This window comes from Streptomyces cyslabdanicus (assembly GCF_052663305.1).
The window spans coordinates 264,199-290,497 of the sequence record NZ_JBQRUW010000003.1; the positions used below are offsets into that span (position 1 = coordinate 264,199).

The 26,299-nt window shown below is 72.3% G+C and carries 20 protein-coding genes and 1 pseudogene; 12 read left to right on the forward strand and 9 right to left on the reverse strand.

Translation table 11 applies throughout. The features are described from left to right. Positions 1 to 95 precede the first annotated feature (95 nt). On the reverse strand, positions 96 to 1,925 hold the full coding sequence (locus ACTYVM_RS03415; RefSeq protein WP_445524456.1) for a glycoside hydrolase family 3 protein: 1,830 nt from the start codon (positions 1,923 to 1,925) through the stop codon (positions 96 to 98). Between the two features lie 126 nt (positions 1,926 to 2,051). Beyond that, positions 2,052 to 2,969 (reverse strand): LysR family transcriptional regulator, encoded by a 918-nt coding sequence (locus ACTYVM_RS03420; protein ID WP_445524457.1) that lies wholly within the window; start codon positions 2,967 to 2,969, stop codon positions 2,052 to 2,054. Positions 2,970 to 3,065: 96 nt separating this feature from the next. Here ACTYVM_RS03420 and ACTYVM_RS03425 point away from each other — a divergent pair, with 96 nt between their 5' ends. After that, positions 3,066 to 4,013 carry an EamA family transporter gene (locus ACTYVM_RS03425; RefSeq protein WP_445524458.1) on the forward strand — a complete coding sequence of 316 codons (948 nt, stop codon included), beginning with the start codon at positions 3,066 to 3,068 and terminating at the stop codon, positions 4,011 to 4,013. A 61-nt stretch (positions 4,014 to 4,074) separates the two neighbouring features. On the opposite strand, the gene ACTYVM_RS03430 is transcribed toward ACTYVM_RS03425, so the two are convergent. Further along, entirely contained in the window at positions 4,075 to 5,007 is a 933-nt protein-coding gene (locus tag ACTYVM_RS03430) for a bifunctional helix-turn-helix transcriptional regulator/GNAT family N-acetyltransferase (protein ID WP_445524459.1), read from the reverse strand. 434 nt (positions 5,008 to 5,441) lie between these two features. Then, a complete protein-coding gene (locus tag ACTYVM_RS03435; RefSeq protein WP_445524460.1) occupies positions 5,442 to 6,512 on the reverse strand; it encodes a LacI family DNA-binding transcriptional regulator in 1,071 nt (356 codons plus the stop codon). Positions 6,513 to 6,810: 298 nt separating this feature from the next. Between ACTYVM_RS03435 and ACTYVM_RS03440 the strand changes: the two genes are divergently transcribed. From ACTYVM_RS03440 to ACTYVM_RS03455, 4 genes are read left to right on the forward strand one after another with little or no spacing between them, the layout of a single operon-like run. Next, positions 6,811 to 7,962, forward strand: a complete 1,152-nt coding sequence (locus ACTYVM_RS03440) for a Gfo/Idh/MocA family protein (protein ID WP_445524461.1) — start codon at positions 6,811 to 6,813, stop codon at positions 7,960 to 7,962. Beyond that, the gene (locus ACTYVM_RS03445; RefSeq protein WP_445524462.1) at positions 7,959 to 9,110 is read left to right on the forward strand and encodes a dihydrodipicolinate synthase family protein; all 1,152 of its coding nucleotides are present in this window, start codon (positions 7,959 to 7,961) and stop codon (positions 9,108 to 9,110) included. Before ACTYVM_RS03440 ends, ACTYVM_RS03445 begins: the two co-directional genes overlap by 4 nt. Continuing rightward, positions 9,107 to 9,943 (forward strand): sugar phosphate isomerase/epimerase family protein, encoded by an 837-nt coding sequence (locus tag ACTYVM_RS03450; protein WP_445524463.1) that lies wholly within the window; start codon positions 9,107 to 9,109, stop codon positions 9,941 to 9,943. Before ACTYVM_RS03445 ends, ACTYVM_RS03450 begins: the two co-directional genes overlap by 4 nt. Positions 9,944 to 9,947: 4 nt before the next feature. After that, the gene (locus tag ACTYVM_RS03455; RefSeq protein WP_445524464.1) at positions 9,948 to 10,523 is read left to right on the forward strand and encodes a hypothetical protein; all 576 of its coding nucleotides are present in this window, start codon (positions 9,948 to 9,950) and stop codon (positions 10,521 to 10,523) included. Between the two features lie 64 nt (positions 10,524 to 10,587). Here ACTYVM_RS03455 and ACTYVM_RS03460 read toward each other — a convergent pair whose 3' ends face one another. Next, entirely contained in the window at positions 10,588 to 11,490 is a 903-nt protein-coding gene (locus ACTYVM_RS03460; protein ID WP_445524465.1) for a ribokinase, read from the reverse strand. Positions 11,491 to 11,538: 48 nt separating this feature from the next. Next, on the reverse strand, positions 11,539 to 12,654 hold the full coding sequence (locus ACTYVM_RS03465) for a LacI family DNA-binding transcriptional regulator (protein WP_445524466.1): 1,116 nt from the start codon (positions 12,652 to 12,654) through the stop codon (positions 11,539 to 11,541). Between the two features lie 230 nt (positions 12,655 to 12,884). On the opposite strand from ACTYVM_RS03465, the gene ACTYVM_RS03470 reads away from it, so the two are divergent. The 3 genes from ACTYVM_RS03470 (at position 12,885) to ACTYVM_RS03480 (ending at position 16,984) form a co-directional block, all read left to right on the forward strand. Beyond that, positions 12,885 to 13,109 carry a DUF4287 domain-containing protein gene (locus tag ACTYVM_RS03470; protein WP_445524467.1) on the forward strand — a complete coding sequence of 75 codons (225 nt, stop codon included), beginning with the start codon at positions 12,885 to 12,887 and terminating at the stop codon, positions 13,107 to 13,109. 66 nt (positions 13,110 to 13,175) lie between these two features. Then, the gene (gene recD2 / locus ACTYVM_RS03475; protein ID WP_445524468.1) at positions 13,176 to 15,440 is read left to right on the forward strand and encodes an SF1B family DNA helicase RecD2; all 2,265 of its coding nucleotides are present in this window, start codon (positions 13,176 to 13,178) and stop codon (positions 15,438 to 15,440) included. 254 nt (positions 15,441 to 15,694) lie between these two features. Further along, positions 15,695 to 16,984 (forward strand): citrate synthase, encoded by a 1,290-nt coding sequence (locus ACTYVM_RS03480; protein WP_445524469.1) that lies wholly within the window; start codon positions 15,695 to 15,697, stop codon positions 16,982 to 16,984. Positions 16,985 to 17,598: 614 nt separating this feature from the next. Here ACTYVM_RS03480 and ACTYVM_RS03485 read toward each other — a convergent pair. Beyond that, positions 17,599 to 19,896 (reverse strand): heavy metal translocating P-type ATPase, encoded by a 2,298-nt coding sequence (locus ACTYVM_RS03485; protein WP_445524470.1) that lies wholly within the window; start codon positions 19,894 to 19,896, stop codon positions 17,599 to 17,601. A gap of 43 nt (positions 19,897 to 19,939) precedes the next feature. Continuing rightward, positions 19,940 to 20,179: a heavy-metal-associated domain-containing protein gene (locus tag ACTYVM_RS03490; protein ID WP_445524471.1), complete on the reverse strand. Its 240-nt coding sequence runs from the start codon at positions 20,177 to 20,179 to the stop codon at positions 19,940 to 19,942. Between the two features lie 598 nt (positions 20,180 to 20,777). Between ACTYVM_RS03490 and ACTYVM_RS03495 the strand changes: the two genes are divergently transcribed. After that, positions 20,778 to 21,821, forward strand: coding sequence for a zinc-dependent alcohol dehydrogenase family protein (locus ACTYVM_RS03495; protein ID WP_445524472.1), 1,044 nt, complete (start codon positions 20,778 to 20,780; stop codon positions 21,819 to 21,821). Between the two features lie 85 nt (positions 21,822 to 21,906). Here the strand turns inward: ACTYVM_RS03495 and ACTYVM_RS03500 are convergent, their stop codons facing one another. Next, positions 21,907 to 22,107 (reverse strand): helix-turn-helix transcriptional regulator, encoded by a 201-nt coding sequence (locus ACTYVM_RS03500; protein ID WP_400034408.1) that lies wholly within the window; start codon positions 22,105 to 22,107, stop codon positions 21,907 to 21,909. Positions 22,108 to 22,760: 653 nt separating this feature from the next. Between ACTYVM_RS03500 and ACTYVM_RS03505 the strand changes: the two are divergent. The 3 genes and pseudogenes from ACTYVM_RS03505 to ACTYVM_RS03515 form a co-directional block, all read left to right on the forward strand. Further along, positions 22,761 to 22,958, forward strand: a pseudogene (locus ACTYVM_RS03505) (hypothetical protein); the annotation flags it as partial. Continuing rightward, positions 22,955 to 24,457, forward strand: coding sequence for a CoA-acylating methylmalonate-semialdehyde dehydrogenase (mmsA, locus tag ACTYVM_RS03510; RefSeq protein WP_445524473.1), 1,503 nt, complete (start codon positions 22,955 to 22,957; stop codon positions 24,455 to 24,457). The pseudogene ACTYVM_RS03505 and the gene mmsA, both read left to right, overlap by 4 nt. Before the next feature lie 349 nt (positions 24,458 to 24,806). Next, positions 24,807 to 26,225, forward strand: coding sequence for an APC family permease (locus ACTYVM_RS03515; RefSeq protein ID WP_445524474.1), 1,419 nt, complete (start codon positions 24,807 to 24,809; stop codon positions 26,223 to 26,225). Positions 26,226 to 26,299: the final 74 nt, after the last annotated feature.

Genomic DNA, 26,299 nt, shown 5'->3' on the forward strand with positions numbered 1-26,299 from the left:
GGGCCACGCCAGGCGTGCGCGGTGCTTCGGGCCAGTTGGCGGTGGCACGCCGGGGGGAGCGGCGTAAGCGCCCTACGCCCTACGGGCGAGAGCGGCTAGTAGGACAGGCCGTATCCGATGGGGTACAGGATCCGCGCCGGGTCGTCCGCCCGCTGCACCGGCACCGGCAGCTTCCCGCGCGGCCGCACCTGGCCCGCGATCACCCGTGCAGCGGCGCGCAGTTCCACGTCGGTCCAGGAGTAGGCGGCCAAGTGGGCGGGGGCGGTGGGCAGGTGGGCGATGTCGTAGGGGTTGCGGATCGCGACCGCGACCACCGGGCGGCCGGTGGCGACGAGCCGTTCCACCAGTGTCTTCTGGGAGCTGCCCGCCGTGACGTTGTACGTCCCGACCACCACCGCGTCCGCGTCCTGTGCCGCGGCCACCGCCTGGTCGACGGTCGCCGCCGACGGGTCGGTGCCGGTCGACAACGCCGTGGCCTGGAAGCCGAGTTCGGTGAGAGCGGCGGCGAGCACTCCGGTGGGCGGGCCGGTGGTGCCCGACGGGGAGGCGGGGTCGGCGCCGACGACGAGGATCTTTCTGTGGCTGCGGCGGGACAGCGGCAGCAGGCGGCCCTCGTTGGCCAGCAGGGTCGTGGTCCGCTCGGCGACGCGGTCGGCCGCCGCCAGGTGGGACTCGACGCCCACGACGCGGTCGACGTTCGACTGGCTGACGTAGGGGTCGTCGAGCAGTCCCAGCTTCGCCTTCAGCCGCAGGACGCGGAAGATCGATTCGTCGAGCCGGGCCTCGGTCAGCTCGCCGGCGCGCACCGCGTCCAGCACCGCGTTCCAGGCCACGTCCAGCGAGGGCGGGTTGAGCAGCTGGTCCACGCCCGCCTTCAGCGCGAGCACCGGGACTCGGTCGTCGCCGTACTTGGTGCGCACGCCGTCCATGCCGAGCGAGTCGGTCACCACGACGCCGTCGAAGCCGAGTTCGCCGCGCAGGATGCCGGTGAGGATCGGGTGGGACAGGGTGGCCGGGTCGCCGGAGTCGTCCAGCGCCGGGAACTGGATGTGCGCGGTCATGATCGAGTCGATGCCGGCCTTGATCGCGGCCCGGAACGGCACCGCGTCCAGTTGCTCCCACAGCTCCTGGCTGTGCGTGATGACCGGGAAGCCGAAGTGGCTGTCGGTGGCGGTGTCCCCGTGCCCGGGGAAGTGCTTGGCGGTCGCCGCCACCCGGGAGTTCTGGTAGCCCTTCACCTCCGCGGCCACCAGCCTCGCCACGGCGTCCGGGTCGGCGCCGAAGGACCGTACGCCGATGACCGGGTTGGCCGGGTTGACGTTCACGTCGGCGTCGGGGGAGTAGTCCTGGTTGATGCCGAGGGCGCGCAGCTCCGCACCGGAGACGCGGCCCAGGGTGTTGGCGTCGGCGGGCGAGCCGCTCGCGCCGATCGCCATGGCGCCCGGGAAGAGGGTCGCGGGCTTGCCCACACGGCAGACGATGCCGTGCTCCTGGTCGGTGGCGACGAGCACAGGCAGGCCGCGCGGCTGCCCGAGGGACGCCTGCTGGATCCCGTTGGACAGGTCGGCGATCTGGTGCGGGTTCTGGGTGTTGTTGGCCCAGGCGAAGTAGATGATGCCGCCGACGCGGTACTTGGCGATCAGCTCGGCGGCCGTGCGGACGCCGATCTCCGCGAGGTTCGCGTCGATGTCGGCCTGGGTCGGAGCGGTGGCCGAGTGGCCGTAGACCCGCATCACGAAGAGCTGGCCGACCTTCTCCTCGAGCGTCATCCGGGAGATCAGGGCACGCAGCTTCTTGTCGTCGTGGGAAGCGGCGTGGGCGGTGCCGGTGCCCTGGACCGCCAGTGCGGCGGTGACGCCGGCCGTGGCGGCGAGGAGGGTACGTCTGGAGGGAAGTGCGGTGGATCCCGTGCTGGTGTCGTGCACGTGCGCCCCTTCCGGAGGAGATCCGCTGGAGGATCACTGAAGGAAACTTCCGAGGGGTCACCAATATCCCGGCAGTTTCTGCCAGTCAAGGGAGTGCACAGGAACCGGTGGCGCGGGGGTGGGCGTTCAGCGAGGTGTGTGGGCGGACACCGTGGGCCAGTGGTGCCGCAGGGTGCGTACCGTCTCGGCGATGGCCGGGCGGCGTGCGGCGCCCGTGCGCCACAGCGCGTACAGCCGCCGTACCGGCATGGGGTCCAGCGGCACCTCCACGACCCCTTCGGGCAGCGGGCCCCGGCCCAGGCGCGGGATCAGCGCGACGCCCAGGCCCGCGGCGACCAGGGCGACCAGGGTCGGGTTCTCGTCGGCCTGGTGGACCACGTCCGGCTCGTGTCCGGCGGCACGCAGGGTGCGCAGCAGCCAGTCGCTGCACACCCGGCCCGGCGGCTGGCAGATCCACCGCTCGCCGCCCAGCTCCTCGCGCCGTACCCCCGTCCGCCCCGCGAAGGGGTGCCCGGACGGCACCAGCAGATCGCACAGGTCGTCCCCGATGACAGCCTGTTCCACCCCGGCCGGTGCGGGCAGCGGGGCGATGTCCCAGTCGTGCGCGACGGCCAGGTCGACGGCGCCCTTGGCGACCAGGTCCACCGACAGGTGCGGGTCGACCTCGCTGAGCCGGGCGTCCAGGGCCGGGTGCCGGCGGGCCAGGTCCGCGAGGACGCACGGCATGAGCCCCCGCGCCGCCGAGGCGAACGCCGCCACGAGCAGCCGCCCGGCGGGCACCCCGCGCCGCTCCTCCAGTTCGGTCTCCGCGCGCTCCACGAGCGTCAGCAACTCGCCGGCCACCGACACCAGTTGCTGCGCCTCGTCGGTGAGCCGCACCCCGCGCCCCTCGCGCTCGAGCAGGACCGTCCTGGTCTCCCGCTCCAGCTTGGCGATCTGCTGCGACACCGCCGACGAGGTGTACCCGAGCGCGGCGGCGGCCGCCCCGACCGTGCCGTGCACGGAGACGGCGTGCAGGGCACGCAGACGCTGGAGATCGAGCACGGTTCCTCCGACGGGCCGACTGGTTAGCGATGCTTCATGCAACGGTGCAGCAATCATCGCTGGTGCTTCACGGTCCGTGGAAGTGATCCTCGGTACATGCGACCCGCCCATGTCCTTCTCGCCGTCCTCGTCGCCGCCGTCTGGGGCGTGAACTTCACCGTCATCGAGGTCGGCCTCGGCCACTTCCCGCCCCTGCTCTTCTCGGCCCTGCGCTTTCTGGTGGCCGCCGTCCCCGCCGTCCTCCTCGTGGGCCGGCCGAAGGTGGCGTGGAAGTGGATCGTCGCGGTGGGACTGGTGCTCGGCGTCGCCAAGTTCGGGCTGCTGTTCCTCGGGATGGACGCCGGGATGCCCGCGGGGCTCTCCTCCCTGGTGCTCCAGATCCAGGCGGTGTTCACGGCCCTGTTCGCCTTCCTGGCGTTGGGCGAACGCCCCACGGGCGTACGGGTGCTGGGCATGGGCGTGGCGCTCGCCGGTATCGGCGTCGCGGCCGTGGACGAGGGCGCAGCGGGCCCCCTCGGCGCCTTCGCGCTCGTCGTCGCCGCGGCCGCCTGCTGGGGTGTCTCCAACGTCCTGACCCGCAAGGCGGCCTCCCCGGACGCGCTGAACTTCATGGTCTGGGTGAGCACGGTCCCGGTCCTGCCGCTGCTCGGCCTGTCGCTGCTCCTTGAGGGCCCCTCCCGGGACCTGGCCGCGCTGCGCGCCCTCGACTGGCAGGGCGCGGGCACGGTCCTCTACGTCGCCTGGATCACCACGGTCTTCGGCTTCGGCGCCTGGGGCTGGCTGCTGCGCCGCCACCCGGCCTCCACGGTCGCCCCGTTCTCGCTGCTGGTCCCGGTCTTCGGCATGTCCGCGGCGACGCTCTTCCTCGGCGAGTCGGTGAGCCCCCTGCGCTGGTGCGCGGCGGCGCTGCTGGTGGGCGGGGTGGCGCTGACGTCCCTGGCGCCGGGCCGCCGCCGTGAGCCGTCGCCGGCCCCGGCTCCGGAGCCCGCCGCCGTCCCCACCGGCGGCCCCGCCACGCCGCAGCCGGCCGGGCGGTCGCGCTGAGGGCGGAGGACCCGCTCACCGGACCCCGGAGGACGGGCTCCATGGGCACGGGCCCCGCTCGTCACGCGCCCGGTTCGCGCAGGTCCAGCCGCCAGTCCTGGCCCATCAGGTCCTTGCCGAAGGAGTGGTGCGGCTGCTCGGAGACCAGGACGAAGCCGTGCCGCTGGTAGATGCGGCGGGCGCTGCCGAGCACGTCGTTGGTCCACAGGACCAGGTCCCGGTAGCCGGCCCAGCGCGCGAAGTCGACGACCGCCCGCACCAGCCGGTCCCCGATGCCCAGCCCGCGCGCCTCGGGCCCGACGAGCAGCAGCCGCAGCCGGGCGGTGGCCGGGGCCTCGTCCCGTACGCACATCACGCTGCCCACCGGGCGTCCGTCGAGTTCGGCGACCCACACCCGCTCCAGGGCCGGGTCGTGGTCCTCGGCGAAGTCGGCGACGATCCTCGCCACCAGGCGCTCGTAGTCGGCGTTCCAGCCGAACTCGGCCGCGTACACCGCGCCGTTGCGCTGCACGATCCAGCCCAGGTCGCCGGGTCCGGGCCCGCGCAGCACGACGTCCTCGGGGCTGGGTGCCCGGCCCCCGGACAGGATCTCCCGAACGGCGCGCATCGCGTCCGCCAGCCGTGACCGGTCCGCCGGCGGTACGGAGAGCAGCAGCCGACCGACGGACTCCCGAGCCCGCTCCTCCAGCAGGACGGCGGCCTCCCTGCCGTGCGGGGTGAGGGCGACGCTCCGGCGCCGGGGATCCCGTTCGGACGGGCCGCGCTCGACCAGCCCCTCCTGCTCGAACTTGTTGAGGATCCGGCTCAGGTACCCGGCGTCCAGCGAGAGTTCGGCCCGCAGGTCGGCCGCGTCGGTCCGGGGCGCGTGCGCGAGTTCGTAGAGCACCCGGGACTCGGTGAGCGTGTAGGGGGCGTAGAGGTGGCGGCCGTAGTCGAGAGCACCGATGGCGTTGGTGTAGAAGCGGTTGAAGGCGCGGATGTCCTGGACGGTCATGTCGGACCCCGTGGGTGAAGGGGACGGGAGGCGGGCGCGGATACTTGACCCAGTCAGAGAACCGCTCGCTCCGAGGCTAAACCGGCGACCCCCGCCCGTCCACGCCCCGCCCACCGAACCCGCCCGCCCGACACCCCGCGAACCCGCACGGCGCCCCGAGCCCCGGGCGCGGCCCCGCGGACCCGCCCGGCACGCCCGCGGCCTCACGCGGCGCCTCACGCGCCGCGCGGTTCATGTCCCACGGAACGCCCCCCTGCGGATTCGCGCGGTGTCGCGCGCCCCCGAAGTGCCTCAGGGCCCAGGGTTCCCGCGGCTCCCAGGCCCGCAGGATGTCTGTGGATGTCTGTGGTGTCTCGCGCCCTGCGGGACGCTCTCCGCGGACTCCCGCGGTGTCTCGTGCCCCACGGAACGCCCCCCCGCGGACGCGCGACGCCTCACGCCCCCCGGGGCGCCCCCGTCGACCCGCGCGGTGCCCCCGTGGACCCGCGCACCATCAGCTCCCCCGGGACGGTCGTGACCCCTCCGGACGGCGGCTCCTCGCGGCCCATCGCGATGCGGCCCGCGCGGGCGCCCGCTTCCGCGAGAGGCAGCCGGACGGTGGTGAGCGCGGGCACCGTGTCGACGCTGAACGGCAGGTCGTCGAAGCCCGCCACCGAGACGTCCTGGGGGATGCGCAGACCGGACTCGCGCAGCGCGGCGCAGGCGCCCAGGGCGACGGAGTCGTTCGCGGCGACGACCGCCGTCAGGGACGGGTCGCGGCGCAGCAGCTCCAGGGTGGCCTCGTGGCCGGACGAGCGGTCGTACCGGCCGTACACCGTCCGGCGGGGATCGTCCTCGACGCCCGCCGCGGCCAGCGCCTCCCGGTGGCCCTCCAGGCGGTGGCGGGTGGTCGTCCGCTCCTCGGGGCCCGCGATGTAGCCGAGCCGCCGGTGCCCCAGGCCGATCAGGTGCTCCGTCAGCTGCCGTGCCCCGCCGCGGTTGTCGAAGGCCAGCGCGATCGTCCGGGCGCCGGGCGCCGGCGGGCGCCCGCACAGCACCACGCGCGTCCCGGCGTCCGCCAGCTTGCGCAGCTTCTCCGAGACCGCCGCCGCGTGCGGCGCGTCCTCCACGGCCCCGCCGGTCAGCACCACCGCCGCCGCCCGCTGCCGTTGCAGCAGGGTCAGGTAGGTCAGCTCGCGGTCCGGTGAGCCGCCCGTGTTGCAGACCACCGCCAGCCGCTCCCCGCCGGCCCGCCCCCCGGGGCCGCCGATCTCCGACTGGATGGCGCTCGCCATGATCCCGAAGAAGGGGTCGGCGATGTCGTTCACCAGGATGCCGACCAGGTCGGAGGTCGCGGCGGCGAGCGCGCTCGCGGGGCCGTTGAGCACGTAGTCCAGCTCGTCGACCGCCTTCAGCACCCGCTCCCGGGTGGACGCGGCGACCGGGTAGTTGCCGTTCAGCACGCGCGACACCGTCGCGGGGGAGACCTGGGCGCGGGCCGCCACGTCCGCCAGGGTCACCGTCATCTCGTCGTCCTCCGGTCGCGCGTGTCGTCGTCGTACGTGCCGTGCCCGGCCGGTACGCGCCTCCCTGCGGTCCGCCCGCGGGGACGCGGCCGGGTCGGGGCGTCGTGCAGACCCTACGGCCACTCGGTCCGCCTGTTCGCCTGTTCGCCGACTCGGACAACCACGTCCTGGACACGCCCTTGTCCGGACCGCTGTCCAGAGGCTAGCTTCTGCGACATAGAAAGCGCTTGCTGCGACGCTCACCAGTGCGACCACCGGGGGCGTACGCGGCGCGTGGACCGCGTACGAAGGGACTGACGTGACACGCAAGACGGTGCGGATCGCCATGAACGGCGTGACCGGGCGCATGGGGTACCGCCAGCATCTGGTCCGCTCGATCCTCGCCCTGCGCGAGCAGGGCGGACTCGACCTCGGCGACGGCACCGTGCTGTGGCCGGAGCCGGTCCTGGTCGGCCGGCGCGAGCACGCGCTGCGGGCGCTCGCCGAGCAGCACGGCCTGGAGCACGTCTCGACCGACCTGGACGCGGTCCTCGCCGACCCCGCCGTCGACATCTACTTCGACGCACAGGTCACCTCGGCCCGCGAGGAGGCGATCAGGAAGGCGATCGCCGCCGGCAAGCACGTCTACACCGAGAAGCCCACCGCCACCGGCCTTGACGGCGCCCTGGAGCTCGCCCGGCTCGCCCGCGGGGCCGGCATCAAGCACGGCGTCGTCCAGGACAAGATCTTCCTGCCCGGCTTGCTCAAGCTGAAGCGGCTGATCGACGGCGGCTTCTTCGGCCGGATCCTGTCCGTGCGCGGCGAGTTCGGCTACTGGGTCTTCGAGGGCGACTGGCAGGACGCCCAGCGCCCGTCCTGGAACTACCGCGCCGAGGACGGCGGCGGCATCGTCGTCGACATGTTCCCGCACTGGGAGTACGTGCTGCACGAGCTGTTCGGCCGGGTCACCTCCGTGCAGGCCCTCACCGCCACCCACATCCCCCGGCGCTGGGACGAGGACGGCAAGCCCTACGAGGCCACCGCCGACGACGCCGCCTACGGCGTCTTCGAACTCGAGGGCGGCGCGATCGCCCAGATCAACTCCTCCTGGGCGGTCCGCGTCCACCGCGACGAACTGGTCGAGTTCCAGGTGGACGGCACGGAGGGGTCGGCCGTCGCCGGTCTGCGCGACTGCCGCGTCCAGCACCGCTCCGCCACCCCCAAGCCGGTCTGGAACCCCGACATCCCCGCCACCGAGGCCTTCCGCGACCAGTGGCAGGAGGTGCCCGACAACCAGGACTTCGACAACGGCTTCAAGGCCCAGTGGGAGCTGTTCCTCAAGCACGTGTACACGGACGCCCCCTACCACTGGGACCTGCTCGCCGGCGCCCGCGGCGTCCAGCTCGCCGAACTGGGCCTGAAGTCCTCGGCCGAGGGCCGCCGCCTCGACGTACCGGAGATCTCGCTGTGACCATCCGACTCCCCGCAGCGGGCGGGGCGCTGCGGGCCTACGAGCCCCGCACCGAGCCGCTCGCCGTCACCCCGGGCACGCCCTTCACCTCCCGTACGGTCTTCTCGGCGGCGCACGTCGTCGCCGACCCGTTCGCCGACACCTCGCCCGACGCGCCCGCCGCCGTCGACTGGGACGCCACCCTCGCCTTCCGCCGCCACCTGTGGGCCCACGGGCTCGGCGTCGCCGAGGCCATGGACACCGCGCAGCGCGGCATGGGCCTGGACTGGGCAGGCGCGGCCGAGCTGATCCGCCGGTCCGCGGCCGAGGCCCGCGCCGTCGGCGGGCGGATCGCCTGCGGCGTCGGCACCGACCAGCTCACCGGCGGCTCGCTCGCGCGGATCCGGGCCGCCTACGAGGAGCAGCTCGCCGTCGTCGAGGAGTCGGGTGCCCAGGCGATCCTGATGGCCTCGCGCGCCCTGGCCGCCACGGCCAAGGGCCCGGAGGACTACCTGGAGGTCTACGGCCACCTGCTCCGGCAGGCCGCCGACCCGGTGATCCTGCACTGGCTCGGCCCCATGTTCGACCCGGCCCTCGAGGGCTACTGGGGCTCGGCCGACCTGGACGCGGCCACCGACACCTTCCTGGAGGTCATCGCCGCTCACCCCGACAAGGTCGACGGCGTGAAGATCTCCCTGCTGGACGCCCGGCGGGAGGTCGAGCTGCGCCGCCGCCTGCCGCAGGGCGTGCGCTGCTACACGGGCGACGACTTCCACTACCCCGAGCTGATCGCCGGCGACGAGCAGGGCTTCAGCCACGCGCTGCTCGGCATCTTCGACCCGCTGGGACCGCTCGCGGCCGAGGCGGTGCGACTCCTGGACACCGGGGACGTCAAGGGCTTCCACGGACTGCTCGACCCCACCGTCGAGCTGTCCCGGCACCTCTTCCAGGCCCCCACCCGCTTCTACAAGACGGGCGTGGTGTTCCTGGCCTGGCTCGCCGGGCACCAGGCGCACTTCACGATGGTCGGCGGCCTCCAGGCGGCCCGCTCCCTGCCGCACCTCGCCCGCGCCTACGAACTCGCCGACGGCCTCGGCCTGTTCCCCGACCCGCACCTCGCCGAGGAGCGGATGAAGAACCTGCTGTCGCTGTACGGGGTGAACCGATGAGCACCGGTCTCGAACGCTTCTCGATCAACCAGATGACGGTCAGGCAGCTGTCACTGCCGGAACTGGTCGACAGCTGCCTGGAGTTGGGCGTCCCGGGCGTAGGGCTGTGGCGCGAACCGGTGCGGAAGTACGGTGTGGAGGCCGCCGCCCGGCTGGTACGGGACGCGGGCCTGACCGTCACCACCCTGTGCCGGGGCGGCTTCCTCACCGCGCTCGACCCCGGCGAGCGGGCGAAGGCCCTGGACGACAACCGGGCCGCCGTCGACGAGGCCGCCACCCTCGGCACGGACACCCTGGTCCTGGTCTCCGGCGGGCTCCCGGCCGGCAGCAAGGACCTGCACGGAGCCCGTGAGCGCATCGCGGACGCCCTCGCCGACCTCGGTCCGTACGCGGCCGAGCGCGGGGTCCGCCTCGCCATCGAGCCGCTGCACCCCATGTACGCCGCCGACCGCTGCGTGGTCTCCACCCTCGCGCAGGCGCTCGACCTCGCCGAACGCTTCCCCGCCCACCAGGTCGGCGTCACCGTCGACACGTACCACGTCTGGTGGGACGACACCGCCCCCGAGCAGATCGCCCGGGCGGGCGCGGGCGGCCGCATCCACACCTTCCAGCTCGCCGACTGGACCACCCCGCTGCCCGAGGGCGTGCTCAACGGCCGCGGGCAGATCGGCGACGGCTCGATCGACATGCGGCAGTGGAAGCGGTACGTGGAGGCGGCCGGCTACACCGGCGCCATCGAAGTCGAGCTGTTCAACGAGCTGTTGTGGGCGCGCGACGGACGGGAGGTGCTGGCGGAGACGGCGGATCGGTTCGTCGCACACGTGATCCAATGACCGTATGACCGAGACGGACACGCGAACGTCCCTGGGGCCGTTGGAACTGACCGACGGCCGCTGGGTGATGGGGGATCCGAGGAGCCGGCCGGGCAGCCACTGGGTCGAACTCCGGGCGGACGGGCTGTATCAGCACGAGCCGAACTCGGAGGAGCAGCTGATCCCGTGGTCCAGGATCATGCCGGGAATTCTCTTCACCCTGGGCGCCAAGTACCCGACGAGGGGAAACTACTCCCCGATGGGGATGCTCGGCGGCTTGCCGGGCCCCTGGAGGGGGCGGGGCAGCGGTTACCTGCACATGACCCTGCGCCACCCCTACGAGAACTGGGTGGCCCGCTTCAGCCGGCACCCCCGCTTCTATGGTGGCACCGAACTCGTACTGTTCGAAGAGCTGTTGACGCAGACCTCCGAGGCAGGCGAGATGCACCTGTTCGGCGACCCGGCCTGGCTGGGCTCCGTCGTCGGACGACTGGCTCTCCAGCGGCCCTGGTCGCCCCGCGCGATACGTGAGGCGGTGGCCGAGGCCCGGCAGGCCGGACAGCGGCCGCGGGACGAAGAGGAGAGCCCCGAGAGCTCCTGACCGCCGAGGACGCCGACCGGCCTGTCTCACAGGGTGCCGGCCTGTTGTACAAGGCGCCGGCCTTTTACAGGGCGTCGACCTCGGCCGCCGTTGGATAGGACTCCTGCGCGCCCCGCCGGGTGACGGCGAGCGCGCCGACCCGGGCGGCGTAGGCCGCGGCCTCCTCCAGGGAAGCGCCCGCGCCCAGCCGCCAGGCCAGCGCCGCGGTGAACGCGTCGCCCGCGCCCGTGGTGTCGACGGCGTCCACCTTCACGGACGGGACCCGGGCGACCCCGTCGACGGACGCCACCAGCGCTCCCTCGCCGCCCAGGGTGATCACCACCGAGCGAGGGCCGAGCGCGAGCAGGTCCCGCGCCCAGTCCTCGGGGGCGTCGCCCGCCTCGGACCCGCCCAGGATCACCTTCGCCTCGTGCTCGTTCACGATCAGCGGATCGCAGGCCTTCAGGAGTTCCCGCGGCAGGGGGCGCGGCGGCGAGGGGTTCAGCACGAAGCGGCTTCCCGGCGCCAGGTTCCGCGCCGTCTCCTCGACCGTCTCCAGCGGGATCTCCAACTGCGCGGAGACCACTCGCGAGGTCCGCAGGAGGGCCCCGGCCGCGCGGACGTCCTCGGGGGTGAGCCGGCCGTTGGCACCCGGCGAGACCACGATGCTGTTGTCCCCGGACGGGTCCACCGTGATCAGTGCGACCCCGGTCGTCGCCCCGCCCACCAGCACGCCCGCCGGGTCGACCCCGGCCGCGCGCTGGGCGTCGAGCAGCAGCCGGCCGTGGTCGTCGTCGCCGACCCGGGCCAGCAGGGCCGTCCGGGCCCCGAGCCGGGCGGCGGCCGCGGCCTGGTTGGCACCCTTGCCGCCGGGGTGGACGCTCAGGTCGGAACCGAGCACCGTCTCACCGGCGGCGGGCCGCCGCTCGACACCGATCACCAGGTCGGCGTTGGCCGACCCCACGACCAGGAGGTCGTAGTCGTACATGTGCGCTTTCTCCTTACCGGGGTGATTCACGAGGGGGCCGACCGGGGGTCAATCGGGGTGGGCAGCCGGCGGTCGACCGGCGGAAACCGGCCATTCCGGGCTCCGGCGGTCGGTGGCGGGGTCGGTGGTGACCGGGGCGTCGACCCCGGGCCGCACGTCACCCGGCCGCGGCCCCGGCTCGCCGCAGGAGCGGCGTACCACCAGCCGGGCGGGGAGGGTGACGGACCGCGCGGGCCGGCCCCCTATGCGGTCGACCAGGGCGCGTACGGCGGCCCGCCCCAGTTCGCCGGTGGGCTGGGCGATCGCGGTGATCGGCGGGTCGGTGTGCGGGAACCACGGGATGTCGTCGAACGCGGCCAGCGCGATGTCGTCGGGCACCCGCAGTCCGCGCGCGCGGATGGCGTCCAGCGCGCCGAGCGCCATCAGGTTGTCGGCGGCGAAGACGGCCTCGGGAGGCACGGGCAGGGCGAGGAAGCCCTCGGTGACCCGCCGGCCGCTCCCGGCCTTGAAGTCGCCCTGGCCGATGTATGCGTCCGGGAGCGGCACGCCGTGGGCGGCCAGCGCCGCGCGGAACGCCTCGACGCGCTCGCGGCCGGTGGTGGTGGCCGCGGGGCCCGCGATGATCGCGAGCCGCCGGTGACCCAGCCGGTACAGGTGCGCGACGAGGTCCCGTACGGCCGCCCGCCCGTCCGAGCGGACCACCGGCACGTCCACGCCGCCGATCCACCGGTCCACGAACACCATCGGCGTACCCGCGCGCGCGGCGTCGAGCATCAGCGGGGAGCCGCCGTCGGTGGGGGAGACCAGGAGGCCGTCGATACGGCGGTCGAGCAGGGTCCGTACGTGGTGGTCCTGGAGGGCGGGCCGCTCGTCGGCGTTGCCGATGATCACGCTGTAGCCGAGGGTGCGGGCCTCCTCCTCGACCGAGCGGGCCAGAGCGGTGAAGTAGGGGTTGAGTACGTCGCTGATGACCAGGCCCAGGGTGCGGGTCCGGTGGGTGCGCAGGGACCGGGCGACGGCGTTCGGGCGGTAGCCCAGCGCCTCGACGGCGGCCAGCACGCGTGCGCGTGCGTCGGCGCTGACCGACGGATGCTCGTTCAGGACGCGCGAGACCGTGGCGACGGACACGCCCGCCGCGGCGGCGACGTCCTTGATGCCCGCCATCGCCCTCCCACCTCCTCGTGGAATCGATTACAGCAAACGATTGGAACCGATTGGAAACGATTACACATGCTGATCGCAAGGGCCCGTTGCCGGATCGTTGCCCTGGGGAACCGGAGCCGGAGGTCTAGCGGCCGGGAGTGGCGCGAAATCGCCCCCGCCCGAGCGATGAGTTCGCCCTCCGGCGGCCGTCATCACCTACGACACCGTCCGCGACAGGAAGGCAGCCCGCCATGACCGCCGCCGCCAAGGGCCCCGCAAGCTACTTCCCCTCCATCGAGAAGAAGTACGGCCGGCCGATCGCCGAGTGGAAGGACCTCATCCGCGCCTCGCCGCTGACCAGGCACATGGAACTGGTCACCTGGCTCAAGGCCGAGCACGGCCTGGGACACGGCCACGCCAACGCCCTGGTCGCCCACACCCTCGCCGAGTCCGAGTCCAAGTCCGAGGCCGGGTGAGCGAGCGGGCCGGGCCGCCCCGGCCTGCTCGACGGCGCTGTCACCACCCGGCGGTACCGTCGGGTCATGACCACGGACGCGAGTCGGAGGGGGCAGGCCGGTGCCGGGGACCGGCGTCCGGCCGTGCTGGAGGGCGTGCTCGAGCGGATCACGTACGCCAACGAGGAGAACGGCTACACGGTGGCCCGCGTCGACACCGGCCGGGGCGCCGGTGACCTGCTGACGGTCGTCGGCGCACTGCTCGGCGCCCAGGTCGGCGAGTCGCTGCGCATGGAGGGCCGCTGGGGCTCCCACCCGCAGTACGGCAAGCAGTTCCAGGTGGACAACTACACCACCGTGCTCCCGGCCACCGTCCAGGGCATCCGCCGCTATCTCGGCTCCGGCCTGGTCAAGGGCATCGGACCGGTCTTCGCCGACCGCATCACCCAGCACTTCGGCCTGGACACCCTGAAGGTCATCGAGGAGGAGCCCAAGCGCCTGATCGAGGTGCCCGGCCTCGGCCCCAAGCGGACCAGGAAGATCGCCGACGCCTGGGAGGAGCAGAAGGCGATCAAGGAGGTCATGCTCTTCCTCCAGACCGTCGAGGTCTCCACCTCGATCGCGGTGCGCATCTACAAGAAGTACGGCGACGCGTCGATCTCGGTGGTGAAGAACCAGCCGTACCGGCTGGCCGCCGACGTCTGGGGCATCGGCTTCCTGACCGCCGACAAGATCGCGCAGTCGGTCGGCATCCCGCACGACAGCCCGGAGCGGGTCAAGGCGGGCCTCCAGTACGCGCTGTCGCAGTCCACCGACCAGGGCCACTGCTTCCTGCCGGAAGAACGGCTGATCACGGACGCGGTCAAGCTCCTCCAGGTGGACACCGGGCTGGTCATCGAGTGCCTCGCCGAACTCGCCGAGCCCTCCGAGGACGGCGCCGACCCCGGTGTCGTGCGGGAGAAGGTGCCGGGTCCGGACGGCGGCGAGGCGGTGACGGCGATCTACCTCGTCCCCTTCCACCGCGCCGAGCTGTCCCTGTCCGCCCAGCTGCTGCGCCTGCTGCGCGCCGACACGGACCGGATGCCCGCCTTCCGGGACGTGGCCTGGGACAAGGCGCTGGCCTGGCTGAAGGGCCGCACGGGGACCGACCTCGCCCCCGAGCAGGAGGCGGCGGTCAGGCTGGCGCTGACCGAGAAGGTGGCCGTGCTGACCGGCGGCCCCGGCTGCGGCAAGTCCTTCACGGTGCGCTCGATCGTGGAGCTGGCGCGGGCCAGGAAGGCCAAGGTGGTGCTGGCCGCGCCCACCGGCCGGGCCGCCAAGCGCCTGTCGGAGCTCACCGGCGCCGACGCCTCCACCGTGCACCGCCTGCTGGAGCTCAAGCCCGGCGGGGACGCGGCCTACGACCGGGACCGCCCCCTGGACGCCGACCTGGTGGTCGTGGACGAGGCGTCCATGCTGGACCTGCTGCTGGCCAACAAACTGGTCAAGGCCGTGCCCCCGGGCGCGCACCTGCTGCTCGTCGGGGACGTGGACCAGCTCCCCAGCGTGGGCGCCGGGGAGGTGCTGCGCGACCTGCTCGCCGACGGCGGCCCGGTGCCCGCCGTCCGCCTCACCCGTGTCTTCCGCCAGGCCCAGCAGTCGGGAGTGGTGACCAACGCGCACCGGATCAACGCCGGGCAGCATCCGCTGACCGACGGCATGAGGGACTTCTTCCTGTTCGTCGAGGACGACACCGAGGAGGCCGGCCGGCTCACCGTGGACGTGGCGGCGCGGCGGATCCCGGCCCGGTTCGGGCTGGACCCGCGCCGGGACGTGCAGGTGCTCGCGCCCATGCACCGCGGCCCGGCAGGCGCCGGCACGCTGAACGGACTGCTCCAGCAGGCGGTCACGCCGGGCCGGCCCGACCTGCCGGAGAAGCGGTTCGGCGGCCGTGTCTTCCGGGTCGGAGACAAGGTCACCCAGATTCGCAACAATTACGAGAAGGGGGCGAACGGTGTCTTCAACGGCACCGTGGGCGTGGTCACCTCGCTCGACCCGGTCGACCAGCGTCTGACGGTGCGGACGGACGAGGACGAGGAGGTTCCGTACGAGTTCGACGAGCTGGACGAACTGGCGCACGCGTACGCGGTGACCATCCACCGTTCCCAGGGCAGCGAGTATCCGGCCGTGGTGATCCCGGTCACCACCGGAGCCTGGATGATGCTCCAGCGCAACCTGCTCTACACGGCGGTGACCCGGGCCAAGAAGCTGGTCGTCCTCGTCGGGTCGCGCAGGGCGATCGGTCAGGCGGTGCGCACGGTGTCGGCGGGACGGCGCTGCACGGCCCTGGACTTCCGCCTCGGCGGCGGCTGAAAACCGCCCTCCGGTGGGGCCGTAACCCACTGTCTGACGCCGCGTCACAAAAAATGATCGATCAAATGAGTCGTAAAGGTCACACAGCACTTCCCGTGGCCGGAGCGAGGGGGCAGGATGAGCAGGTTGACGGCACTGAGTGCCGCCAATGGGCCCAATGGTCGACCCCGAGTGCACTCTCCTGAGCCAAATGGGGGATGGTAGAGACAGTCAGGGCACCTCGAAGATGAGGCACTACGTCGGTGAGGGAAGACGTGAGCGACAACTCTGTAGTTCTGCGGTACGACGGCGGCGAGTACACCTACCCGGTGGTCGACAGCACCGTCGGCGACAAGGGCTTCGACATCGGGAAGCTGCGCGCCCAGACCGGTCTCGTGACCTTGGACAGCGGGTACGGCAACACGGCCGCGTACAAATCCGCCGTCACCTATCTCGACGGTGAGCAGGGCATCCTCCGGTACCGCGGCTACCCGATCGAGCAGCTGGCCGAGCGCTCCACCTTCCTGGAGGTGGCCTACCTGCTGATCAACGGTGAGCTGCCGACCGTCGACGAGCTCTCCACGTTCAAGAACGAGATCACGCAGCACACCCTGCTGCACGAGGACGTCAAGAACTTCTACACGGGCTTCCCGCGCGATGCCCACCCGATGGCGATGCTGTCGTCGGTCGTCTCGGCGCTGTCGACCTTCTACCAGGACAGCCACAACCCGTTCGACGAGAAGCAGCGCAACCTCTCCACCATCCGGCTGCTCGCCAAGCTCCCGACGATCGCGGCGTACGCGTACAAGAAGTCGATCGGCCACCCGTTCGTCTACCCGCGCAACGACCTCGGTTACGTCGAGAACTTCCTGCGCATGACCTTCTCGGTCCCCGCGCAGGAGTTCGACCTGGACCCGGTCGTGGTCTCCGCGCTCGACAAGCTGCTGATCCTGCACGCCGACCACGAGCAGAACTGCTCGACCTCCACGGTCCGCCTGGTCGGCTCCTCGCAGGCCAACATGTTCGCCTCGATCTCGGCCGGCATCAGCGCCCTGTGGGGCCCGCTGCACGGCGGCGCCAACCAGTCTGTCCTGGAGATGCTCGAGGGCATCCGCGACTCGGGCAACGGCGTCGACACCTTCATCCGCAAGGTGAAGAACAAGGAGGACGGCGTCCGCCTGATGGGCTTCGGCCACCGGGTCTACAAGAACTTCGACCCGCGCGCCAAGATCATCAAGGCCGCCGCGCACGACGTGCTCTCCGCGCTGGGCAAGGAGGACGAGCTCCTCGACATCGCCCTGAAGCTGGAGGAGCACGCGCTGTCCGACGACTACTTCGTCGAGCGCAAGCTCTACCCGAACGTCGACTTCTACACCGGTCTGATCTACCGGGCCATGGGCTTCCCGACCGAGATGTTCACGGTCCTGTTCGCCCTCGGCCGGCTGCCGGGCTGGATCGCCCAGTGGCACGAGATGATCAAGGAGCCGGGCTCCCGCATCGGTCGCCCGCGCCAGATCTACACGGGCGTGGTCGAGCGCGACTTCGTCCCGGTCGAGGGGCGCTGAGCCTCCCGGCGGCGCCACCGGCCGCGTAGCGTCACCGGCCCCGTATCCGCGCGTTCTCGCGGGTGCGGGGCCTCGTGCTGTGCGGGGGAAGAAACACGGAAGAAGCGGAAGGCGCCCCGGCACGCCGGTCCCCCCACGGGCCGACGACCAGGGCGCCTTCCCATGTCCCGGTGCGGATTCCCCCCACGGGATCCGGCCGGGCGTTAAAGGACCAGCGCCTGAATCGCTGTGAGCACAACGAGCAGAACTCGTCGCACCTTGTGCTGTGCGGTCTGCCGGGACGCGCACGCGCGGGAGGGCCGCTCAAAGCTTCCCGGTGTACGTGCCCCGGCAACGCACCTCTGGGGAAGTCCCCCAAGACATCCCCAGTGCCGGTCAGCGCCCCCCAAGACGCTGCCCGACATCGCCAACTTAGACCTTCGAACCCCTTCGATGGTTACGTTCACATCACTGTGATCTGCGTCTCTTGCATATGTCCCTTTAGGTACGCAAGAGCCCAAGTATGGCGACCGGGACCCCAGCGTAAGGATGATGCGCGAGCCTTGTGAAGAGCTTATGTGAGGTGCGCGTCGGACTCTAGAGGGACTCTTACTTCGGTCTCGACTGGTTTTCATTCAACGGAACGTGCGCAGCCGCAGACTGTTCGTCACCACGAACACCGACGAGAACGCCATCGCCGCTCCCGCGATCATCGGGTTGAGCAGCCCGGCGGCGGCCAGCGGCAGCGCGGCCACGTTGTAGCCGAAGGCCCACACGAGGTTGCCCTTGATGGTGGCCAGCGTCCGCCGGGACAGGCGGATGGCGTCCGCGGCCACCCGGAGGTCCCCGCGCACCAGGGTCAGGTCGCCGGCCTCGATGGCGGCGTCCGTCCCGGTGCCCATGGCCAGGCCCAGATCGGCGGTGGCGAGCGCGGCGGCGTCGTTGACCCCGTCGCCGACCATCGCCACCGTGCGTCCCTCGGCCCGCAGCTGCTCGACGGTCGCGACCTTCTCCTCGGGCAGCACCTCGGCGACCACGTCGTCCGGATCGATCCCGACGGCCCGTGCCACGGCCTCGGCGACGGCGCGGTTGTCGCCGGTCAGCAGCACCGGGCGCAGCCCCAGCGCGCGCAACATCGCCACCGCCTGCGCGCTGGTCTCCTTGACGGCGTCCGCGACGGTGATGACACCACGTGCCGTCCCGTCCCAGCCGACGACGACCGCCGTACGGCCAACGGCCTCCGCCTCGCGCCGGGCGCGGGCCACCTCCTCGGGCAGCTCGACGGTGAGGTCTGTGAGGTCGGTGAGGTCACGCCCCACGGCGACGTCATGGCCCTCCACGCGCCCGCGTACGCCGCGTCCGGGGACGTTCTCGAAGTGCTCGACCGGGGGCAGCGGTCCGACCCGCTCCTCGGCGCCGGCGGCCACGGCCCGCGCGATCGGGTGCTCGGACGCGTGCTCCAGCGCGCCCGCGAGGCGCAGCAGTTGCTTCTCGTCGGTGCCCTCGGCGGCGTACACCTCCTGGAGGGTCATCCGGCCCGTGGTGACCGTTCCGGTCTTGTCCAGGACCACGGTGTCCACACGGCGGGTGGACTCCAGCACCTCGGGGCCCTTGATGAGGATGCCCAGCTGGGCGCCCCGACCGGTGCCGACCATCAGCGCGGTCGGCGTGGCCAGGCCCAGCGCGCACGGGCAGGCGATGATCAGCACCGCGACGGCCGCGGTGAACGCGGCGGTCGCGTCACCGGTGGTGAACAGCCAGGTGAGCAGGGTGGCGACGGCGATGAGCAGGACGACCGGCACGAAGACCGCCGATATGCGGTCCGCCAGCCGCTGCACCTCGGCCTTGCCGCTCTGCGCGTCCTCGACGAACTGCGCCATCCGCGCGAGCCGGGTGTCCGCGCCGACCCGGGTGGCCTCGACGACGAGCCGGCCGCCCGCGTTGACCGTGGCGCCGGTGACCGCGGCGCCGGGGCCGACGTCCACGGGCACCGACTCGCCGGTGAGCATCGAGGCGTCGACCGCCGAGGCGCCCTCGACGACGGTGCCGTCGGTGGCGATCTTCTCGCCGGGCCGTACGACGAACCGGTCGCCGACCGCCAGCGCGGCCACCGGGATCCTCGTCTCCGCCCCGTCGCGCAGGACGGAGACGTCCTTCGCGCCCAGTTCCAGCAGTGCCCGCAGCGCGGCGCCCGCCCGCCGCTTGGAGCGGGCCTCCAGATGACGGCCGAGCAGGATGAACGCGACGACCCCGGCCGCGACCTCCAGGTAGATCGTGGAGGCCGCGTCCGACCGGGAGACGGTCAGCCCGAACTCATGGCGCATGCCGGGCATGCCCGCATCGCCCAGGAACAGCGCCCACAGCGACCAGCCGAACGCGGCCAGGGTGCCGATCGAGACCAGGGTGTCCATCGTGGCCGCGCCGTGCCGGGCGTTGGTCAGGGCCGCCCGGTGGAACGGCAGCGCGCCCCAGACGACGACCGGCGCGGCGAGGGTCAGCGAGAGCCACTGCCAGTACGTGAACTGAAGAGCCGGAACCATCGACAGCAGCACGACGGGAGCGGCGAGGAGCGCGGAGACGATCAGGCGCCCACGCAGGGAGGCCGTCTCCGGATCCCGCGGCGCCCGTTCCCCGTCCGGCCGGGACTCCGCGGCCGCGGCCGGTGCGGGGGCCGGCGGCGGGGGCTGCTCGGCCGTGTACCCGGTCCTGACCACGGTGGCGATCAGATCGGCGACCGACACCCCGGCGGGGTGCGAGACCCTGGCCTTCTCCGTGGCGAAGTTGACCGTCGCGGTGACGCCGTCCATGCGGTTGAGCTTCTTCTCGACGCGGGCGGCGCAGGACGCGCAGGTCATTCCCCCGATGAGTAGCTCGACCTCGGCGGCGTCCGGCCGGTCGGCCGGGGACGTCTGCGGGGCGGTGCGGGTGTTCATCCTGGCACTCCAGACGGCGTACGGGCGGGCGTCCCGGCCCTCGTCAGGCCTCGCCGACGAGTTCGAAGCCGGCCTCGTCCACGGCGGCGCGCACGGCCTCCAGGTCCAGCGCGGAGGCGGAGACGACGGTGACCTCACCACTGGAGGCGACGGCCTTCACCGAGCTGACGCCGGGCAGCTCGGAGATCTCGGCGGACACGGAACCCTCGCAGTGTCCGCAGCTCATCCCGCTCACCTTGTAGACGGTGGTGACGGCGTCCGGGGTGCCGGTCTGGGTGGTCATGTCGTTCTCCTCGTCGTGGTGGGTGGGGCACGGGGGGCCACGGGGGCCCGTCATCTTTCAACACTATACCCCTAGGGGGTATTCCCCTGGAGGAACCTCGGCCGGGTCGCCGAGCGGTCACCGGCAACGGGGTGGGGCGCGGGCGGTGTCGGCGGGACGTGTCCTAGTGCTGCGACCGGAAAGGTTCACCGGCTCGCGGCGCCCGGCACGGCACCTCGCCGCGTTGTCGCATCACCCGAGTACATCCAGTACGCGGGCGATGCTCCGCCTTGCGATGCTCCCCCACTGCCTGAACGGCGTGGGAGGTACCCCCAGCACCGGACGCCGCGAGCTTCCCGGCAAACCTTTCCGGTCACAGCACTAGGCGGAGGAGGGAGCCGGATCCGTGCCGGTACCGGCAGGGTCGCACGCGCGGCGTCGCGCTCCTCGGCGACCCGGCCCCGGAAGCCGGACCCGCACGTCAGTACGCAGTGCGCAGTGCACCGGGCCTGGAAACCGGCGCACGGGGCCGGCCGCCCGCACCCGGGGATGTGCCCGCGTACTACGGTTTCGCCGGCGGCGGTGGGCCGCGGACATATCGGACGGAAGGCGAGCGGCGATGCGGGCTGTGGTGTTCGAGCGGTACGGGGAGCCGGCCGAGGTGCGCGAGGTGGCCGACCCGAGCCCCGCGGAGCACGGGGTCGTGGTGCGGGTCGGGGCGACCGGCCTGTGCCGCAGCGACTGGCACGGCTGGCAGGGCCACGACCCCGACATCACGCTGCCGCACGTGCCGGGACACGAGCTCGCCGGGACCGTCGAGGAAGTGGGCTCCCGGGTGACCCGCTGGCGGCCCGGCGACCGGGTGACCGTCCCCTTCGTCTGCGCCTGCGGCAGCTGCCCCGCCTGCGCGGCGGGCGACCAGCAGGTGTGCGAGCGGCAGACCCAGCCGGGCTTCACGCACTGGGGCTCGTTCGCCCAGTACGTGGCGCTCGACCACGCCGACGTGAACCTGGTCGCCGTGCCCGAGGGGCTGTCGTTCGCCACGGCGGCCTCGCTCGGCTGCCGGTTCGCCACGGCGTACCGCGCGGTGGTCCAGCAGGGCCGGACCGCCGCCGGGGACTGGGTCGCCGTGCACGGCTGCGGGGGCGTGGGCCTGTCGGCGGTGATGATCGCCGCGGCCGCGGGGGCCAGGGTGGTCGCGGTGGACGTGTCCGCCCGGGCCCTGGACCTGGCACGCAGGTTCGGCGCCGCGCAGTGCGTGGACGCGTCCGCCGTGCCGGACACGGCGGAGCGGGTGCGCGAGGTGACCGGCGGCGGCGCGCACGTCTCGCTCGACGCGCTCGGCTCGCCCGCCACCTGTGCGGCCTCGGTCAACGGTCTGCGCCGCCGGGGCCGTCACGTCCAGGTCGGTCTGCTGCCCTCCATGACGGGCACCACCCCGGTGCCCATGGCGCGCGCGATCGCCCTCGAGCTCGAAATCCTGGGCAGCCACGGCATGGCCGCGCACGCCTATCCGCAGCTGATGGAGCTGGTACGGGCCGGTGTGCTGCGCCCCGACCTGCTGGTGACGTCGGCCATCCCGCTGGCGGCCGTCCCGGACGCGCTCGCGGCGATGGGCACCGCACCGGGATCCGGGGTCACGGTCATCGAGCCCTGGAGCTGACCGACACGACGGTGCCCCGCGCGCGGTGGGGCACCGTCGTGTCGGCGAACGGAGAAGAGGGCCGGGCCCGTGGCCCGGCGGCGGTTCAGTCGACTCTGCGGCCGCGGTTGCCGGGCCGGGCGGCGACCCAGGCGCGGACCGTGTCGGCGTACCAGTAGGGCCGGCCGCGCTCCACATGGTCGGGTGGCGGCAGCAGACCGTGCTTGCGGTAGGACCGCACGGTGTCCGGCTGCACCCGGATGTGCGCCGCGATCTCCTTGTACGACCAGAGCTTTCGGTCGGTCATGACGTGCACCTCCTCGCGCGCGCCACGGCGGCGGCCGGAGAGGCCGTCAGGGGGAGCCGGGCGCCGCGCTGGCGATCTCCAAGCCTGTGATCGGTGAACGACACGGACCGCGGACCGGCAAGCGGTTGTCGGCCGGGTGTGACCGAGGGGCCGCGCACCCGCGACATGTGTGACACGGCAGAGGTTTTTGTGACACATCTGAGGCAGGCGACCCGCGTGCCGAGGGCCGGCGCGACCGGATGGCCGACTCTCTCGTCCGTATGTCCGGACAAAGCATTGACAGGATCCGTGCCCGGCACTAGAACCGGGGGAACCGGGGAGTCGAGGCGAAGGAAAGCCGAGGGCGGCCGATGGCGTGCGACCTGAACACCGCGAGGCCGTGCGTGCGGCGCGCCCGGGACGGCACGGCCGGCCGAGAGTTTCCCCACCCGAGCGGCGAGGGCACGCTGGGTGGAGACCCGCACGCGCCCCGTGGCGCCCGGGCACAGAACGCCTCCGGCGCGGGACGCCGCTTCGCCCTGGCAGGAGCGAAGTGCGAGCGTCGACTCCCCGCCCGCTACGGCCCCGCGCCGGAGGTCCCGACGACCCACCGCGGGGCGGCGGCCGCACTCCGCCCGCCTGCGGAATCCGCACGCCGTCCGCGCCGGGGCGCGGCGCCGGACACTCCCACATGTGTCTACGGGGAGACGGAAACCGCAGACACAGTGTCGGGCGCGCACTCGGCGCGGGCCTGGTGGGATGGAGCTGTGGTCGGGACCGCGACGCGCCCGTCGCCGGTCACGCCGCATGAGCACCGCGAACGGCACGCTTCGACCCGTCGCCGCCATCTGCGAAGGAGTAACCGGGCATGACGAAGATCGTCAACCACTGGATCGGCGGGAAGACCGTCGAAGGCGCCTCGGGGACGTACGGGCCGGTCACGGACCCGGCGACCGGCGAGGTCACCACGAAGGTCGCGTTCGCCTCCGTGGAGGAGGTGGACGCCGCGGTCGCCGCCGCCAAGGACGCGTACCTGACCTGGGGGCAGTCCTCGCTGGCCCAGCGGACCTCGATCCTGTTCAAGTTCCGCGCGCTGCTGGACGCCCACCGCGACGAGATCGCCGAGCTGATCACCGCCGAGCACGGCAAGGTGCACTCCGACGCGCTCGGCGAGGTCGCGCGCGGCCTGGAGATCGTCGACCTGGCCTGCGGTATCAACGTGCAGCTCAAGGGTGAGCTGTCCACGCAGGTCGCCACCCGCGTCGACGTGTCCTCGATCCGGCAGCCGCTGGGCGTGGTCGCCGGCATCACGCCGTTCAACTTCCCGGCGATGGTCCCGATGTGGATGTTCCCCATCGCCATCGCGTGCGGCAACACCTTCGTGCTGAAGCCGAGCGAGAAGGACCCGTCGGCCGCCCTGAAGATCGCCGAGCTGCTGGCCGAGGCCGGGCTGCCCGACGGCGTCTTCAACGTGGTCCACGGCGACAAGGTGGCCGTGGACCGCCTCCTGGAGCACCCGGACGTCAAGGCGGTCTCCTTCGTCGGCTCCACCCCGATCGCCCGTTACATCCACACCACCGCCTCCGCGAACGGCAAGCGTGTACAGGCCCTGGGCGGCGCCAAGAACCACATGCTGGTGCTGCCGGACGCCGACCTGGACGCGGCCGCCGATGCCGCCGTCTCGGCCGCGTACGGCTCGGCGGGCGAGCGCTGCATGGCCATCTCGGCCGTCGTCGCCGTCGGTTCCATCGGCGACGAGCTGGTGGAGAAGATCCGTGAGCGCGCGGAGAAGATCAAGATCGGTCCGGGCAGCGACCCGTCCTCCGAGATGGGCCCGCTGATCACCAAGGTGCACCGCGACAAGGTGGCCTCGTACGTGGAGAACGCCGCGGGCGAGGGCGCCGAGGTCGTCCTGGACGGCACCGGCTACACGGTCGAGGGCTTCGAGGACGGCCACTGGATCGGCATCTCGCTCCTCGACAAGGTGCCGACCGGTGCCAAGGCCTACCAGGACGAGATCTTCGGCCCGGTGCTGTGCGTGCTGCGCGTGGACACCTACGAGGAGGGCGTGGCGCTCATCAACGCCTCGCCGTTCGGCAACGGCACCGCGATCTTCACCCGGGACGGCGGCGCGGCCCGCCGCTTCCAGCTGGAGATCGAGGCCGGCATGGTCGGCGTCAACGTGCCGATCCCGGTGCCGGTGGGCTACCACTCCTTCGGCGGCTGGAAGGACTCGCTCTTCGGCGACCACCACATCTACGGCAACGACGGCACGCACTTCTACACTCGCGGCAAGGTCGTCACCACCCGCTGGCCGGACCCGTCCGAGGCCCCGGCGGGCGTGGACCTCGGGTTCCCGCGCAACCACTGACCGTCGCGACCCCTGACGGTCGTACTCCCCGACCGTCGTCCCGACCGTCGCCGCAGGCGATGACGAGGCCGTCCGATATGCGGACGGCCTCGTCTTTTTTCGAGGGTTCGCTACGGTTCCCGCACGCCTGTAAGGGCCCGAACAATGGGACCGTTCGGCGCGTGAATCAGTTGTAGATCGCTGTTCTGCCACGGATTCCGTAGGTTAACGACCATTGACTCAGCGGTTTTCGTTGATGTTCGATGATGCGGCCGGGAGCGGACGAGAGTGCGAAGGACCGCGAACCGCCGGAGGCGATAGCGCGCTCCCCGGCCCCTCACTCGTTGCACAAGTCGATCGGAACCGCTGCATGACCGACATGCTCCGCTCTGTCGAGAACGCCGTCCCGGACGTGGCCGGCGGTCCCCCAGAGACGACGGACAGCCCCGCCCAGCTCAAGCGTTCCATCGGGGTCGTCGGCGGCACCCTCCTCACCCTCTCGTGCGTGACCCCCGCCTCCACCCTCTTCGTGGTCGTCCCCGACCTCCTCGGCTCGCTCGGCACCGCCACCGCCCTGACGCTCGCCGTCGGCTCCCTGCTGTGCGTCGCCGTGGCGTTCTGCTACTCCGAGCTGGGCACCCTCATCCCCAGCGCGGGCGGCGAGTACGCCATGGTGTCGACCATGGCCGGGCGGCTGGCGGGCTGGCTGGTCTTCGTGCTGTCCCTGCTCGTCGTCATGATCGTCCCGCCGGTGATCGCGATGGGCACCGCGGACTACCTGGCGCCGCTCGTGCACCTCGACCCGGCTCTGACCGGCGCCGGCGTGATGCTCATGGCCACCCTCGCCGGCCTTCTGGACCTGCGCGCCAACGCCTGGATCACCGGCATCTTCCTCGTCCTGGAGGTCATCGCCGCCGGTGTGGTCGCCCTGCTGGGCTTCGCGCACAGCCACCGGGGCGTCGGCAGCCTGGTCTCCATGCAGGTGGCCGGCTCCGGCGGCCACACCGACACCGTGACGGCCATGCTCGTCATCTCCGGGCTCGCCATCGCGCTCTTCGCCACGCAGGGCTTCTCCACCGCCGTCTACCTCTCCGAGGAGCTGGAGAACCCGCGCCGCAACGTCGCCCGCACGGTGCTCGCCACCCTCGCCATCTCCTCCGTGATCATCCTCGTGCCGGTCGTCGCCATCACCATGGGCGCCTCCGACATCAAGGAGCTGACCAGCGGCAACCTGAGCGCCATGGTGATCGCCTGGTCCAACTCCGCGGTCGGCACCTTCGTCAGCCTGTGCGTGGCCCTGGCGATCATCAACGCCGGCATCGTCATGGTCATCCAGAACTCCCGTGTCCTGTTCGCCTCCGCCCGCGACAAGGCCTGGCCGGAGCAGGTCAACAAGGCCTTCTCCAAGCTCGGCCGCTTCGGCTCCCCGTGGGTCGCCACCCTCGCGGTGGGCGTGCCCGGCGCGCTGCTGTGCTTTGTCAACCTGGACACCCTGTACGGCGTCACGGGCGTGTCCGTGACCGGGATGTACCTGCTCGTCGCCGTCGGCGCGCTGCTGGCCCGCCGCGGCTCCCACAAGCACACACCCGCGTGGCGCATGCCCTTGTGGCCGGCCGTGCCCGTGCTGCTCATCGCACTCCTGGCCTACATCCTCAGCCGGCAGGAGATCACCTACCTGCTGTTGACCGGCGGCATCATGGCAGTCGCCACCCTCTACTGGGCCCTCTACCTCCGTCCCCGCCGCGACACCCGCTGGCTGGTGTCGCTCCCGGAGGACACCCGGCCGTAGGACGAGAGAGCCGAACCGTCGCGGGGGACAGCAACTGAGAGGCGGCCCGGAAGGCCCCTACTCCCCGAAGAGGG

Coding starts and splice junctions, on each gene's coding strand:
- ACTYVM_RS03425 (WP_445524458.1), top strand. CDS start 3,066: ATGCGACCCGCCCATGTCCTTCTCGCCGTCCTCGTCGCCGCCGTCTGG.
- ACTYVM_RS03430 (WP_445524459.1), bottom strand. CDS start 5,007: ATGACCGTCCAGGACATCCGCGCCTTCAACCGCTTCTACACCAACGCC.
- ACTYVM_RS03435 (WP_445524460.1), bottom strand. CDS start 6,512: ATGACGGTGACCCTGGCGGACGTGGCGGCCCGCGCCCAGGTCTCCCCC.
- ACTYVM_RS03450 (WP_445524463.1), top strand. CDS start 9,107: ATGAGCACCGGTCTCGAACGCTTCTCGATCAACCAGATGACGGTCAGG.
- ACTYVM_RS03455 (WP_445524464.1), top strand. CDS start 9,948: ATGACCGAGACGGACACGCGAACGTCCCTGGGGCCGTTGGAACTGACC.
- ACTYVM_RS03460 (WP_445524465.1), bottom strand. CDS start 11,490: ATGTACGACTACGACCTCCTGGTCGTGGGGTCGGCCAACGCCGACCTG.
- ACTYVM_RS03465 (WP_445524466.1), bottom strand. CDS start 12,654: ATGGCGGGCATCAAGGACGTCGCCGCCGCGGCGGGCGTGTCCGTCGCC.
- ACTYVM_RS03470 (WP_445524467.1), top strand. CDS start 12,885: ATGACCGCCGCCGCCAAGGGCCCCGCAAGCTACTTCCCCTCCATCGAG.
- recD2 (WP_445524468.1), top strand. CDS start 13,176: ATGACCACGGACGCGAGTCGGAGGGGGCAGGCCGGTGCCGGGGACCGG.
- ACTYVM_RS03485 (WP_445524470.1), bottom strand. CDS start 19,896: ATGAACACCCGCACCGCCCCGCAGACGTCCCCGGCCGACCGGCCGGAC.
- ACTYVM_RS03490 (WP_445524471.1), bottom strand. CDS start 20,179: ATGACCACCCAGACCGGCACCCCGGACGCCGTCACCACCGTCTACAAG.
- ACTYVM_RS03495 (WP_445524472.1), top strand. CDS start 20,778: ATGCGGGCTGTGGTGTTCGAGCGGTACGGGGAGCCGGCCGAGGTGCGC.
- ACTYVM_RS03500 (WP_400034408.1), bottom strand. CDS start 22,107: ATGACCGACCGAAAGCTCTGGTCGTACAAGGAGATCGCGGCGCACATC.
- mmsA (WP_445524473.1), top strand. CDS start 22,955: ATGACGAAGATCGTCAACCACTGGATCGGCGGGAAGACCGTCGAAGGC.
- ACTYVM_RS03515 (WP_445524474.1), top strand. CDS start 24,807: ATGACCGACATGCTCCGCTCTGTCGAGAACGCCGTCCCGGACGTGGCC.